We start from the raw sequence: 12919 nt of genomic DNA, 5'->3' as shown, positions 1-12919 counted from the left end.
TTTTGACCGTAATGATATATCCGTTTTATGCTAAAGCGGATGTTTTTGGTGTTTTGGATTGGGTAAAGTCTGGTATTTTAGGTAATTCACAAAACAAGGTTCTTTCTTCAAACGCTGTGGCTGTCACAGAAGAGGCTTTGGCATACCCTGAATTAAATATAAACAACATAAATCTGTTGGAGGCGGCGAACAGTGCTGAGGTGGCTGGTGCTAATGCGGCTCAAGATAAGTCTATTGTTGATGGCTATGCTGTCACAAATGAAAACAGCGCCCTAGATGGGTCTCTTGTTGATGAAGGAAACAACTCTGATCAAATTAGTCTTTACACAGTTAGAAAAGGAGATACTATCGCGCTGGTTGCCAAAATGTTTGGCGTTACATCAAATACTATCTATTGGGCAAATGATCTAAAATCAGGAACTGAACTTAAACCAGATCAGGTAATTGTTATTTTACCAATCACCGGTATTAAATATACAGTAAAGAAAGGTGATCATGTAGAAGATCTTGCTAAGAAATTTAAGTCAGATGTTGCTGAAATCATAAGTTACAACAACATAGACCAGTCTGCAGGTCTTATTGTTGGCCAAGAGATTATAATTCCAAACGCTGAAATTGAAGTGGTTCCAACCAAAGTTAAACCCTCACCAAAACCATCTTCAAATTTAGCTGGGTATTTTAAAAGACCAGTCAACGGTGGTGTTAGAACCCAAGGTCTTCATGGACACAATGGTGTAGACCTAGCCTCATTTGGTGGGGCTTTCGTTCCAATATTAGCGGCTGCTGAAGGAACTGTCATCATTAGTAAAAATAGTGGTTGGAATGGAGGTTATGGGGATTATGTGGTTATCAAGCACGCCAATGGAACACAAACTTTGTATGGTCACTTAAGTTCAACATCAGTAAGCGCAGGATCACATGTTAACAAAGGTCAGCAAATAGGAAGAATGGGAAACACAGGTCAATCAACAGGAGTTCACTTGCACTTTGAGGTTCGTGGAGGGAGAAATCCATTCTAATATTCACCAAGCTAACCCTTCTTTATAATTTAGAGTGATGAAGTTCTTGTTTTACAACCTCTGGCTTACCAGAGGTTGTTTTTGTAGGAGAAGGCTTCAATTAGATGTTTCTTTTGGATAATAAGTTTTTGTTTTGAATCAAGTTCTGTATTCCTGGTTTGCAACTGCATACTAAGCAAGTTTGACTCAATATAGTCTATTAGACAAATGGTTTCTGTTATATCCTTGATTTGTTTTATAGCTCTCATGGAAAAACTTCTTCGCTCTGAATTCTCATCAAGTAGTTCTGATTCAGTATCGTTCCATAAAAAAGCGACGCTCATTTTGTTAAAATGATTTATGGTTTTTGTCATTTGATAACCCATAAGGCCATTTGGCGCCTTTAGTGTTTTTTTATGGTGATTAACCTCGTGAGGTAAATTTATAGATACATGAAAGCGCTCCAAAAAAGGTTGTGATACTTTTTGTTGATAGATACTAATTTTGTTTCCATTGCAAATGCAGTCTTTTTTTGGTATACCTCTGTTACCACAGGGACACAGGTTCATTGCGCAAACACACATAATTTTACAAGGTAATGTGACAGTATTACCTGTTCTGTTGATTTGTATTATCCCCTGTTCAAGGGGTTGTCTCAGGGATTCAATAATATTTTTGTTGAATTCAGGTAGTTCATCAAGAAATAAAATTCCTTTGTGAGCCTTTGTAATTTCACCTGCGTTTATAGGACTCCCTCCTCCGATGATTGAGGAATAACTACTTGTATGATGAGGGGATCTAAAGGGTCTCTCTAGTTTGTTGTGTGTGGAAAGTACTTCTATATATTCATCCGGTTTTAGGGTGGGAAGAAGTTGGTGCATACTTCTTGCTAGCATTGTTTTACCAACACCAGGCGGCCCCGCCATTATTATGTTATATCCGGCACACATTGATATTAAAATAGCCCTTTTTGCCTTTTCCTGTCCAACAACAGAATCAATCTCATAAATTATGTCAGTACAAGTGCTGTTGCTTGCATTTGCATTACTAGCACCGTTGCTTATATTTGTAATGAGGTTTTTTTCCATCAACACCCCCTTACTATCATTTTCTTTGTTCTGTACCCCAGTATTTAGAAATACTATTAAGTCCATTAAATAGGTAAATTTATGAATTATTATTCCCTCAATGCTTAATTGTTTAATTAGGTTGGTCTGTTTATCTTCAAAATTGCTATATAAAATAACTGGATTTACTCTACCGGTTTGTTCCTTGTGAAGTGAACTAATGATGGAGGCTAGAGAATTATTTTGCTTGATAGATCCATCTAAGCCAAGTTCTCCAATAAAAATTGAGTTTTCTAAAGCTTTTTTGTTTACAGCTCCAGAGGCAGCAAGATAAGCAAGGGAAATAGGAAGGTCTAATAATACACCTTCTTTTTTAATACCGGCAGGAACAAGTGAGACTGTTATTTTATGATTTTTTGTTTTTGGAGAGGAAAAACCGCTGTTTTTAATAGCAGAAATTATTCTTTCCCTGGATTCTCCAATACACTTATCAGCTAAACCTACAATTAAAAAAGAAAAAAGACCTCTTGAGATGTCTAATTCAACATCAACAAGTTGGCACAAGATTCCCTCTTGGGTTATTCCTTTGCAAGATATATACAATTTTTATATGAGACAGGTTAAAAAATACCAGAAATCCAAGGATATAAAAAGACAAATACTGTTATAAAAATATCAAGAAAACAAAACTATTTCATGTGTTCCTTGCAAGTCCTAGCCTCAGGAAGAACATCTAATCTATCTTCTTCTATTTCAGTCTGGCACACTTCACACAGACCATATGTGTTTGATTGTATCTTAAACAATGCTTCTTTTATATCAATAATATTCTTTTCTAAATCAGAAGTGATGGAGACATTTGATGCGTAATTCTCAATAGATTCTGCAACGTCTTCCCTGTCTGCAGTATCCTCACCTGTTTCTGTTTGAATAGCTTCCCATGTTGTTCCATTTTCTTTTTGGGATATTTCTTGTATTTCTTTTTCCAGTCTAGTTAATTCATTTTCTAATTTGTTTTTGTATTTTTGTATATCTAAGTTCATTTGTATATTGTATCAAATAAGGTATAAAGTTTCTATAAAGTAATTATAAAATAAAACAGAAGTTTTTATAAAGAAATAATACTGTCGTTGCCACCCAAATGACCAAAGACGATTACCTTGTTATTTTACCTGATGTAAGTCTGTAAATAATCTCACGAAGTGATTGTTCGCTTGTTGCGATAATGACAGTATCTTTATTGAAAAAGGTATAAAAGAACGCAATATTACCATTTTGTCTATACAAAACCCTTGTGTCATTATTAGAAATTATTTTATCAACAAAACCTGTATCATATTCTGTTTTTATAACGGTATCTGTTGTTGATGGTGTTGGTGTTGTTGAGGTAGTTGATGCTGATGTGATGTTTGTTGGTGCTACAGATATAGAATCTTTATTTACTAGTAGTTCTCCCAAGTCTGCATACATGCTTTTTTCCCAATCTAACATTCCAGCAAATACAGAGTCGTAATTTGATGATTTTAGGATAATAAAAGGCTCACTTGTGTCGTAAGAATAATATCCGAAGACATATTCTTTCCTAATATTTCTAACAAGTATGTCGGGTGCGCTAGGTGCAATCAGGTTTAAAAAATCAGAGGCAGATATTTGTGTGGTACTTGCCCCCTCTTGATATGTAAAGATAAGAGACTTCATCTTGCCTGTTGGGATTTTCACTGAAGATATTTCTTTGGAAATATCTTTGTATATGTTGGCTTTTGTCTTATTGTTAACCGGTAAGGTTACGTTTTGTTCGGAGTACAGAATACCATTCACAACCTGTTCTGTGGGGTTTGCCTGGTTGCTTACCTCTTGTGGAGTTTTTGCTAAGTTTAAACCCAGGTATGCAAGCGCTCCAATTATTATTATGCATAAAAATATTACACCTAACTTAATCCCGATATGGTTGTTTGTATCTTGTGCGTTTCTATTATTGTTTTCCTCTTCATGCGCCTTTTTGCTGTTGGCCATAACAATTTTACCAATAGAAAAATTTCCCTTCGATGATTCTGCCGCCATATCATCTTTGAATGTGTGAACGGAACTAGTTTTATAAGGTGTATCGTTTTTTTTCTGAGATAATACATCTTGTATGTGGACTAGCGGTTTTGTGTCGCCTTCTTTTTTTGAAGGATCGTCAGCGTTGGTACTAAGTCTAGTTGGCATGACGTTAATCCCTGCAGATCCCCTATCTGCATTTGGATATAATCGTGCTGGTTTTTGTTCTATTGGATCCATTAATATTATTATATATCAAATTTTGAATCTGGTCTTTCTTCAGGGTCAAAAAAATCAAAATCCTTTCTTGTGTTTGTGGTAATAGGTTTGTTTTCGTTAGAGTTTTTTGATTGTTTTTTTGGTGCAGGATTATTCTTTGGTCTCGTTTGAATCTCTTTATTAGGTCTCTCTTGCCTATTACCCCTCTCTCCGGTGTTTTGTTGTGAGTTCTGCATCATAACGTATTTTGAAGGACTGTCACACATGTCGATAAAGTCATCAGCTACTTCCTTTAGTTTTTGAGAAGAAGATTTTCCAAAAGAAATAACTTCTACTTGGCAACCCTCGTTTGTTTGTAGATATTCAACTAAGGGACAAAAATCTCCATCGCCAGAAGCAATAATAACTGTATCTAATTTTGGTGCTAGTTTAATTGCATCCACCGCCAAACCTACATCCCAATCCCCCTTTTTTGCTCCCCCACTAAAAATTTGAAGATTTTTAGTTTTCGTTTCTATCCCTAGCTTACCAAGTGCATCAAAAAAATTGGTTTCATCACCACTTTCTGTTGTTATAACGTAGGCTATCGCTCTTATTAATGATCTACCCGCTACAGCTTCCTTCATTATTGCCCCAAAGTTTACTCGCGCATGATAAAGATTCTTTGCGCTGTGATAAAGATTTTGTGTATCAATAAAAACTCCAACACGTTGTTGTTTGTGTTTAATTACTGTCATGTCTTAAATTATGCTTAAAATGAACCATTTAATATGGTCTAAGTGTGTTTTATTAAAATACCATGAGCCCAAATGAAACTATTTATAAAAATTATTTAAAAATTGTCCTAATGTTGACTGGGTAGCTTATTTAAAAAATATAGAATCTGACGGAGTTTGTAAAATATATAAAGACGAAAGCGTTTTTATATATTGTCTAGACTAGATGCTTAGTTGGCTGACTTTTTCTTTAAATCAAGTTTCTTGATTACAACATCGTATCTAGCAGAGTTCTTTTTTTGCAAATACTTTAGAAGTGTTTGTCTGTCTGCAACCATTTGAAGAAGCCCTCTTCTTGAGTGGTTATCTTTAGCATGAATCTTAAGGTGTTTTGTTAATTCTTCAATTCTTTTACTTAAAATTCCAATCTGTGCCTCAGCGCTTCCTGTATCAGTTGCGTGAATCTGCACTTCTTTTATAATTTTTTGTTTCTTTGTCTTGGTTAACATGGTTTTGAGATAATATCACAAAAGAACATTGCAGGCAAGTGTTTTTGTGTGTTCAGGGCTATTCTCAGTAGTCTTGTTGGTACAATAGGTTTGTACAGTCTAATATAGGTGATATAATTTAAGCATGTCGCACAATAACTCTGTTGATGATAAGTTTGGTGGCCAGACCGATGTAAAATCGAGTTTGGGGACTTTAAAACGCCACTTTTTAGAATATACAGAGATTGAAAAAGGTAGGAGTTTAAAAACAGTCGATAACTATAATCGATATCTCGATCTTTTTCTAGAATTTCTTAAATCAGATTGCCCATCAGACATAACTGAGGAAAAACTAAGAGAATACAGGCTTTTCCTAAACAGGCGTTCATTTGCAACAAAAACAGGCACTAGTTTTATTAAAAAAAGGACTCAAAACTACTACCTTATTGCCTTAAGGGCTTATTTAAAGTATATGGCTAAAAGAGGTCTACAGATATTATCTCCTGATAATATAGAGCTTGCTAAGGTCCCGGAGAGGCAAATTGACCATATTTCAATAGAAGAGCTCGAAAGAATACTGAAATCTCCAGATAATGAGAAAGATGAAAAAAAGAGGCTAAGAGATAAGGCTATAATGGAGCTTCTGTTTTCAACAGGGCTTCGTGTCTCAGAATTATGTTCCGTGCCCAGGGATCTTGATTTGAATAAAGACGAATTCTCAATTAGAGGTAAGGGAGACAAGGTCAGAGTGGTTTTTATGTCTGAGACAGCAAAACAGGCGTTGAGGGAGTATTTAAAGAAGCGAGTTGATATTACAAGTGGATTGATGTTTGATATAACACCAAGGTCTGTTGAAAGACTTGTTAAACACCATTCAATAAGTGCTGGGGTTTCCAAAAAAGTAACACCTCACGTTATAAGACACAGCTTTGCAACAGATTTATTGCAAAATGGAGCCGATTTACGCTCTGTGCAAGCTCTTCTGGGGCATGCAAGTATTGTCACGACACAAATATATACACACGTAACAGACAAACACCTAAAAGACATACACAAAAACTTTCACGGACGTAAGGAGAAGAATGATTAAAAATAATGTCTTTAATAAAATGAAAAAACAATTAAGTATAATTTCATGGAACGTAAATGGTTTAAGAGCTATACACAGAAAGGGGTCTTTTGAGTTAATTATGCAACAGAACACAGATTTTATGTGTATGCAAGAGACCAAGGTACACGTAGATCAGTTAGATGAAAAAATACTAAACCCTAAAGGTTACGTTAGTTATTTTGATCATTCTAAACTCAAAAAAGGATACAGTGGAATAGCAATATATATGAAGGACATATTAACAACTCCAAATAAAATTGAGTATGGGTTTGGAATACCAAAGATGGATCAGGAAGGTAGAATGATATGTTTGATTTTTGATAAGTGGGCACTAATTAACTGCTATTTTCCAAATGGAGGGGGCGCCCCAGAGAGATTTCAGTATAAACTTGATTTTTACAAAGAATTTTTGAAATACTGTAAAAAGCTTACAAACAAAGGCTTAAGTGTTGTTTTTTGTGGTGATGTTAATGTGGCTCATGAGGAAATAGACTTAGCTAGACCGAAACAAAACAAAAAAAGTATAGGATTTTTACCTGAAGAGAGAATTTGGATTGATAAATTCATTGAAGCTGGGTATGTAGATGTTTTTAGGGAGTTACACCCACATAAAATAGACGCTTATACTTGGTGGGACATGAAAACGTTTGCTCGAGAAAGAAACGTTGGATGGAGAATAGATTATTTTTTTGTATCGAAGAAAATTATGAATCAAATAAAATCATGCACAATAGAAGATGATTTTACAGGTTCAGATCACTGCCCAGTAAAATTAGTTGTGGATAACTTATTTCAGTAGAATAATTAAATAATTTCACAAAATATTTAACACTAGAATGTCCTTTATCATAGCGGTCAGAATGAAATAATAAATAAATAAAAAGTTATCCACAAGAATTTACGATAATGTCCTTTACATGTCTTTAATATGAATTAGAATAAAGGACAGATGAGCGGCCCAACATCGGGTCAAATAGTTCTTTGAGGAAGTCTTAATGATACGGATTGGTTGGTAATAAAGGACATTTTAAATTCTCCCAAAATTAGCTTAGTGAGCTCTAATCTGGGCATCACATTTAAATGGAGAATACAGGACTTACACTGGCCTACCCCATAATCATAGAGACAACCCACAACAATTAAATAAATATCTCAATTTTCTCAATCGTTTCTACTTGTTTCGTTTCCCACACTTGTTTCGAGGGCCTTAGTACGGCCGCATCATAATAACTATAACCTTGTTGCGTCCAGTACTGAGGCTCTTTCTATAAAGAGTTTTACATTTTAAAAAACTAACAAAAATACCGCCTATAGAGCGGTATTTTTGTTAGTTTGTATTTATTGAGTATGCACCTTATTGTCTAGTTACTTGTTTTGAATTTGGGTAATGGTTAAACTCTATCTAATATCGTGCTTTTTTCTGATTTCCTCTATTTGCTCATTTTCTAGGTCTTTTTTTCTTAATACCCCCTTTTCAGATAGTTCCTTGAGTTGTTTCATGGGAAACATAGAAATTTCTATAGCCCTTTTTGTAAGGTACTCTTGTGTGTTAAGTTCTGGTTTCTCTAGAACCTCCTCAAGTAAAGCATTTAAAATTAGTCCTATAATTGGCCCTGCTGGTATGTTTAATTCCTTAATCAGCGTATTTCCATCAATTTTAAGCATCCCCACATCAATTGGGTCCATCATCACCTCCTCAATAAGAGCCCTGTATTTTCTAAGTCTGTAAGGGTTTTCCTTGGGTCTTCCCGTTCCTACACGGTCGCAAATTCTTAGGTCTACTAAGTCCCAAATGTATTCCTTGCCAACATTTGCTATCATTCTTCGGACAGCTGAGGGTGTTATTTGTTCAGTATCCGAGAAAAACATGTGCCAACGGATCAGTTTTGTAACAACTGTAATAACTTTTGTTGGATACTTCATCCTTTCTAATATAACTTTAGACATTTTAGCGCCAACAACCTCATGTCCATAAAAGGTTATATCACTTGTTTCACTACCCCTTTTTGTTGGTGGCTTTCCAATATCGTGGAATAAAGCAGCTAATCTTATCTCCAGCCTCCAATTTTTGTCCGCAGCACACTGACAACTCCTCAAGAGATGCTCAAAAACATCATAAGAATGGGCTTGGTTTTGTTTCACATGAACCGCTCCCTCAAGTTCTGGGCAGAAAATACTCAACAAACCAAGCTTTTGAGCCATCGCTATACCTAAGGCAGGCTGTTTAGACATAAGTAATTTATCGAATTCTTCCCTAATCCTTTCTGTTGCAATTTTCTTAAGAACCCCGGATTCCGATATGATAGCTTCTTGTGTGTCTATGTTAATCATGAAACCTAATTCGGCAGCAAAACGAACCGCCCTAATCAATCTGAGTCCATCTTCGTGAAATCGTTTAACTGGGTCTCCTACTGCCCTTATGACCTTGTCTTTTATGTCCTTTAAACCCTCAAACTCATCAACTATAGTGTCTTTTACTGAATCATATGCCATTGCGTTAATTGTAAAGTCTCTTCTCAGAAGGTCGTCCTTTATATTACTGCTGAAAGTTACCTCATCAGGATGTCTGCTATCTGAGTAATCACCTTCTGTTCTATAGGGTGTAACTTCTACTATTTCTGTCTCCCCTGTCCCTTTTCTTATTTTTATACCAACAGTTCCAAAGTCATTTTCATAAAATGTCTCTTCAAAAGTTTTGATTATATCTTCAGGTTTTGCGCTTGTTGTAATATCCCAGTCTTTTGGCTGTTTCTTTAATATCAGGTCTCTTACACAACCCCCTACTAAATAAGCTGAAAAGCCCGCTTCCTGCAGTTTGATGACGATATTCTGTATATAGGCAGGAACACTACCCTGGTCTATTTTTTTTAGTAGTTTGTTACTCAGTTCTTTTATTGGATTATTGTTTATGTCTTTAGTAGTCATTATATAGAATATTAGTACACCTTTTGATTTTTTGCTATCTATGATGTAGACTGTCTCAGTGGTGATCAGGATATGGAATATGCACCCGTGGTGAAATGGATATCACAACGGTCTTCGGAACCGTTATTCCAGGTTCGAGTCCTGGCGGGTGCACAATTATAATTTAGTGTTATAATAATAAAGCAAAATAATATGCGGGTATGGTTTAGTGGTAGAATGCGTCCTTGCCAAGGACGAGACGGGAGTTCGATTCTCCCTACCCGCACAATTTGATAGTTAGATCATAAAGAATGGTTGGTTATTGCGGTGTAGTTAAGATTGGTATGAGACGGCATTTTTGTCCCTAAGTGACTTATAAAATGTCCTAGACTGTGGATAACTCCGTGGATATGTGTATAAAAGACATAGAAATCAGGCTTATACAGAAATGCTATTTTATAAGGAAAAACGCAATATATGGCTATAAATAAGGTTTAATTGTGTGGATAAGTGGCTATCCACTGTCTTTTAGTAAAATATTGCTATTTTCTTGACAATAATACGGGGTGTTTCCTATGAAACCCTTATTTTGCTACTAAATGGTGTTTTTTTGTATGTTTAACCCGTTTGTAACCTCATTTTCAACGTTTCATGAGAAACACTAGGTTGAAGGTGATCTATATATTTTGTCTCTTTTCTTAAAAAGTACATCTTTTCTTTTGCTTTTCTTTAATAAATCTTTATAGGTTCTTCATCTGGTTTGTATATCATCCGTTTGTTAATAGTAATAAATAATAAACAATGATCATAATAGAACAATCAAAAAAGGACAAAGTTGACACAGGAAGGGGTGTGGAAGTAAGTAAGGTGGGTTCTAAAAAGGACAAATCAAGAATAAAACTCGGAATAAGATCTAAAAGTCATAATAAAGAAGATGTGATAGACAAAGGGGATAAAAGCAATTCAAATAAGAAGGTTGGTGATCTTGGTGAGAGTATAGCTGTAGTTTTTTTAGAAAAACGCGGTTTTCAGATAGTTGATAGAAATTATAGGAATAAAATAGGTGAGATTGATATAATTGCGCAAAAAGACGGTTATTATTACATAGTCGAGGTTAAAACCCTTAGAATCCCTTCTAATCAAGACAGTGGGGGAGACGACCTTTTTGGCCCTAGTATAAGTGTTATTAGAGACGGAAAGGGTGTGGAGTGGCTGAAGCCAGAGATCAACCTAACGAAGGAGAAGTTAAGAAAAGTCAGATTGATGGCCTTAAAATATTGTATGGACTTTGATATTAAGGAAGAAAGCCTTAAATTCCTCGGTATTTGTATAAGTCTTCATCATTCTGGTTCACGTGTAACAAAAACAAACCTTGTGAGCTGTAAGGTTAAGGTTTTGCCGCTTTTCAACTAATTGACTGTGTTTTACATTATTTTTTTAAACCAGACTAAGCTAATGTTTATGTAACATCTAATATTGGCAAAAATAAAATATGTGTGATATGCTATTTCTACAAATCGGGGCGTGGTGTAACGGCTAACATGCTTGCTTTGGGAGCAAGTGACTCCGGGTTCGAATCCCGGCGCCCCGACAAATAGTTTAGTATAAGTAAGAAAAGAAATTCGTATGAGTAAAAAATTCACAAAGAAAAAAGAGAACTTTACATGTGAAGTATGTGGAGTTGAGGTAAAAGGGGATGGTTACACAGATCACTGTTCAAACTGTTTATGGAGTAAACACGTTGACATTAATCCCGGTGACAGACTTTCAGAATGCCAAGGTCTTATGAAACCTATAAAGATAGAGCTAAAGAAAGATAAATATAGAGTCACAAATAGATGTGAGACTTGTGGTCATGAAAAGACTAATAATCTATCTCCTGATGACAATTGGGATACTGTGATTAAAATTCAGCAAAAATTTGTTCTAGATGCATTTAATAGCGGCGGACTAAAAGCTGATGAAAAAAAGAACGATGCACCTATAGGTTATCTTCGAAGATAGATCTCCCTCCATTTTTGGTTATTTCATCGTTCATATATCTAATAGACGTAGCTCTTACTTTATTTTTAAACAAAATATTGGATGAAATCATATTAGATATAATTCCAATCAGTTGTCCTTGGTTGTTAAAAATACCCCCTCCTGAAGCCCCAGATTGCCCCAGGTTGCTTGGTGAGGTCTCTATTAGGTCCAAACTACTTAGGCCTCCATTAAAGTCTGTAATCTTGTCGATAGAATTTATTTCTGACTTTCTTGGAAGCACCGTAAAGACACCTAACTTGCCATAAACATCAGCTGGGTAAGATTTTATTACAATAGATTGACCAACGCTTGGAACTTCAGTAGATAAGGCCGCAAAGGCAGTATTATTAAGGTTAATTATTTCACTTGGGGTCAATTTAGAATTTGAATTATCTATTTTCAGAATTGCTACATCATGTTCACCTGTCTCTGTGTAAGTCTTATCAAATACAGAGTAGTACTTATTTATCCAAGCTTGATCGATGTAAACTACCTTAAGGGGGTATTTCCCCGAGGCAGGATTGTTTATTCGAGCATAACAGTTATATGAGTTATTAAGTTGTTGTGCATAAACTGGTGCTGCAACATGGGCTGCTGTTAAAATTAAACCAGAAGAGCTTATTATTATTCCACTTCCAGTTATTACCTTTAGAGTATTCTTGGTCTTGTTCTCACATCTGATATTTATAACGCTTTCTTCGGATCCTTTTGATTTTATCGATATAACAGACTCTGTTTGTTGAGGTTTTGTTAAAGCATCTATTGTTGTTGAGGTTTTGGGTGATTCGGGAATATTTGATGTTGTTTTGTTGTTTTGAACATCAATCACCTGATAGGTTGGAGCTGTAAGGTTCAAAAGATTGAGTTTAATATTCTTTGTCGCTCCATCTAACGTATTTATTATGTCGTCCTTTGGTGTAAGTGGGTTAAAAACAGCGATTATATCATTCGTATTTTTGTTTGCCCTTTCTTTTGTGTAATCAGATGTTGTACCTGTTAAATTGCTCGCTGAGGGGATGGTTGGGCTGATAGAAAGTGTTGACGTGAATAGACTAAAAACTGCAACTATAATTATAAAAACCTGTTTTATAAGGGACATAATGGTGCTTATTATAAATTCAATGTTGTTCATTTTGAGTTTTAATGATTACCTGAGTATTATTTGTTCCTATCAAAATATATCTTATTAATACTATTTTAGCACGATTAAATAAAAAGTATTTACTTTTATCCTAATTTTGGTATAGTTTAAAAGTAAGCGGGATTGGTTTAGTGGTAGAATGACTGCCTTCCAAGCAGTAGACAAGGGTTCGATTCCCTTATCCCGCACCATGATGAGAATAAAGATTTA

At 35.2% G+C, this 12919-nt stretch carries 12 protein-coding genes and 4 tRNA genes; 9 read left to right on the top strand and 7 right to left on the bottom strand.

Features of this window, described 5'->3' with window-relative positions:
- The first annotated feature begins 11 nt into the window (after positions 1-11).
- Positions 12-1019 (top strand): peptidoglycan DD-metalloendopeptidase family protein, encoded by a 1008-nt coding sequence (locus WCQ00_00930; protein ID MEI6042116.1) that lies wholly within the window; start codon positions 12-14, stop codon positions 1017-1019.
- 65 nt (positions 1020-1084) lie between these two features.
- On the opposite strand, the gene WCQ00_00925 is transcribed toward WCQ00_00930, so the two are convergent.
- The 5 genes from WCQ00_00925 to rpsO all read right to left on the bottom strand — a co-directional run bounded on the left by WCQ00_00925 (position 1085) and on the right by rpsO (position 5549).
- Positions 1085-2668 carry an ATP-binding protein gene (locus tag WCQ00_00925; GenBank protein MEI6042115.1) on the bottom strand — a complete coding sequence of 528 codons (1584 nt, stop codon included), beginning with the start codon at positions 2666-2668 and terminating at the stop codon, positions 1085-1087.
- 86 nt (positions 2669-2754) lie between these two features.
- Positions 2755-3108 carry a TraR/DksA C4-type zinc finger protein gene (locus WCQ00_00920; protein MEI6042114.1) on the bottom strand — a complete coding sequence of 118 codons (354 nt, stop codon included), beginning with the start codon at positions 3106-3108 and terminating at the stop codon, positions 2755-2757.
- Positions 3109-3220: 112 nt separating this feature from the next.
- Positions 3221-4345: a hypothetical protein gene (locus tag WCQ00_00915; protein ID MEI6042113.1), complete on the bottom strand. Its 1125-nt coding sequence runs from the start codon at positions 4343-4345 to the stop codon at positions 3221-3223.
- A gap of 8 nt (positions 4346-4353) precedes the next feature.
- A complete protein-coding gene (locus tag WCQ00_00910) occupies positions 4354-5061 on the bottom strand; it encodes an NYN domain-containing protein (GenBank protein MEI6042112.1) in 708 nt (235 codons plus the stop codon).
- A gap of 209 nt (positions 5062-5270) precedes the next feature.
- Positions 5271-5549 (bottom strand): 30S ribosomal protein S15, encoded by a 279-nt coding sequence (gene rpsO, locus WCQ00_00905; protein MEI6042111.1) that lies wholly within the window; start codon positions 5547-5549, stop codon positions 5271-5273.
- Positions 5550-5673: 124 nt separating this feature from the next.
- Here rpsO and xerA point away from each other — a divergent pair, with 124 nt between their 5' ends.
- Positions 5674-6618, top strand: coding sequence for a site-specific tyrosine recombinase/integron integrase (xerA, locus tag WCQ00_00900; protein ID MEI6042110.1), 945 nt, complete (start codon positions 5674-5676; stop codon positions 6616-6618).
- Between the two features lie 19 nt (positions 6619-6637).
- Complete coding sequence (locus tag WCQ00_00895) at positions 6638-7438, top strand: exodeoxyribonuclease III (protein ID MEI6042109.1); 801 nt, start codon at positions 6638-6640, stop codon at positions 7436-7438.
- A gap of 599 nt (positions 7439-8037) precedes the next feature.
- Here the strand turns inward: WCQ00_00895 and WCQ00_00890 are convergent.
- Positions 8038-9564: a CCA tRNA nucleotidyltransferase gene (locus WCQ00_00890; protein MEI6042108.1), complete on the bottom strand. Its 1527-nt coding sequence runs from the start codon at positions 9562-9564 to the stop codon at positions 8038-8040.
- A gap of 81 nt (positions 9565-9645) precedes the next feature.
- On the opposite strand from WCQ00_00890, the gene WCQ00_00885 reads away from it, so the two are divergent.
- From WCQ00_00885 to WCQ00_00865, 5 genes are all read left to right on the top strand, one after another.
- Positions 9646-9717 (top strand) — tRNA-Arg (locus WCQ00_00885).
- Between the two features lie 41 nt (positions 9718-9758).
- A tRNA-Gly gene (locus WCQ00_00880) sits at positions 9759-9829 on the top strand.
- 515 nt (positions 9830-10344) lie between these two features.
- Entirely contained in the window at positions 10345-10956 is a 612-nt protein-coding gene (locus WCQ00_00875) for a YraN family protein (GenBank protein ID MEI6042107.1), read from the top strand.
- Positions 10957-11061: 105 nt separating this feature from the next.
- A tRNA-Pro gene (locus WCQ00_00870) sits at positions 11062-11134 on the top strand.
- A gap of 35 nt (positions 11135-11169) precedes the next feature.
- A complete protein-coding gene (locus tag WCQ00_00865; GenBank protein MEI6042106.1) occupies positions 11170-11547 on the top strand; it encodes an RNHCP domain-containing protein in 378 nt (125 codons plus the stop codon).
- Here WCQ00_00865 and WCQ00_00860 read toward each other — a convergent pair.
- The gene (locus WCQ00_00860) at positions 11525-12667 is read right to left on the bottom strand and encodes a serine protease (GenBank protein ID MEI6042105.1); all 1143 of its coding nucleotides are present in this window, start codon (positions 12665-12667) and stop codon (positions 11525-11527) included. The two genes, WCQ00_00865 and WCQ00_00860, sit on opposite strands and share 23 nt — an antisense overlap.
- A gap of 159 nt (positions 12668-12826) precedes the next feature.
- Between WCQ00_00860 and WCQ00_00855 the strand changes: the two genes are divergently transcribed.
- A tRNA-Gly gene (locus WCQ00_00855) sits at positions 12827-12900 on the top strand.
- Positions 12901-12919 lie beyond the last annotated feature (19 nt).

Source organism: bacterium (genome assembly GCA_037127815.1).
Classification (GTDB): domain Bacteria; phylum Patescibacteriota; class Minisyncoccia; order Phycocordibacterales; family CAIZLB01; genus CAIJKW01.
Note: the sequence above shows the minus strand (reverse complement) of the source record. Positions and strands in the feature narration are given on the sequence as shown.

Bases quoted from the DNA above. Each gene is read 5' to 3' on its own strand.
- WCQ00_00930 (MEI6042116.1), top strand. From the start codon at position 12: ATGATATATCCGTTTTATGCTAAAGCGGATGTTTTTGGTGTTTTGGAT.
- WCQ00_00920 (MEI6042114.1), bottom strand. From the start codon at position 3,108: ATGAACTTAGATATACAAAAATACAAAAACAAATTAGAAAATGAATTA.
- WCQ00_00915 (MEI6042113.1), bottom strand. From the start codon at position 4,345: ATGGATCCAATAGAACAAAAACCAGCACGATTATATCCAAATGCAGAT.
- WCQ00_00910 (MEI6042112.1), bottom strand. From the start codon at position 5,061: ATGACAGTAATTAAACACAAACAACAACGTGTTGGAGTTTTTATTGAT.
- rpsO (MEI6042111.1), bottom strand. From the start codon at position 5,549: ATGTTAACCAAGACAAAGAAACAAAAAATTATAAAAGAAGTGCAGATT.
- xerA (MEI6042110.1), top strand. From the start codon at position 5,674: ATGTCGCACAATAACTCTGTTGATGATAAGTTTGGTGGCCAGACCGAT.
- WCQ00_00895 (MEI6042109.1), top strand. From the start codon at position 6,638: ATGAAAAAACAATTAAGTATAATTTCATGGAACGTAAATGGTTTAAGA.
- WCQ00_00890 (MEI6042108.1), bottom strand. From the start codon at position 9,564: ATGACTACTAAAGACATAAACAATAATCCAATAAAAGAACTGAGTAAC.
- WCQ00_00875 (MEI6042107.1), top strand. From the start codon at position 10,345: ATGATCATAATAGAACAATCAAAAAAGGACAAAGTTGACACAGGAAGG.
- WCQ00_00865 (MEI6042106.1), top strand. From the start codon at position 11,170: ATGAGTAAAAAATTCACAAAGAAAAAAGAGAACTTTACATGTGAAGTA.
- WCQ00_00860 (MEI6042105.1), bottom strand. From the start codon at position 12,667: ATGTCCCTTATAAAACAGGTTTTTATAATTATAGTTGCAGTTTTTAGT.